The sequence below is a fragment of the Bradyrhizobium sp. NBAIM18 genome (genome assembly GCF_020193825.1).
Lineage (GTDB): Bacteria > Pseudomonadota > Alphaproteobacteria > Rhizobiales > Xanthobacteraceae > Bradyrhizobium > Bradyrhizobium yuanmingense.
This window is the reverse complement of the sequence record NZ_JADYVO010000086.1, coordinates 1-255: the sequence shown is the minus strand read 5'-3', so window position 1 is coordinate 255 and position 255 is coordinate 1. Positions and strand designations below refer to the sequence as shown.

Annotated in this window: 1 protein-coding gene; it reads left to right on the top strand. The window is 60.0% G+C overall.

Annotated elements, in window-relative coordinates:
* Positions 1 to 13: 13 nt before the first annotated feature.
* The coding region (gene tnpB / locus I6F17_RS38015; protein WP_225132198.1) for an IS66 family insertion sequence element accessory protein TnpB at positions 14 to 255 on the top strand (242 nt) is incomplete at its 3' end.

Here is a 255-nt window from a genome sequence, read left to right as displayed (position 1 = left end):
CCCTGGTGCGCCGATGATCCCGGTTCCGACCGGCGCGCGAGTGTGGCTCGCGACAGGCTACACCGATATGCGCAGAGGCTTTCCGTCGTTGGCACTCCAGGTGCAGGAGGTGCTGCACAAAGACCCGCTCAACGGTCATCTGTTCGTCTTCCGTGGTCGCCGCAGCGATCTTGTGAAGATGATCTGGCACGATGGCCAGGGAGCATGCCTGTTTACCAAAAGACTTGAGAGAGGAAGGTTCATCTGGCCATCGGT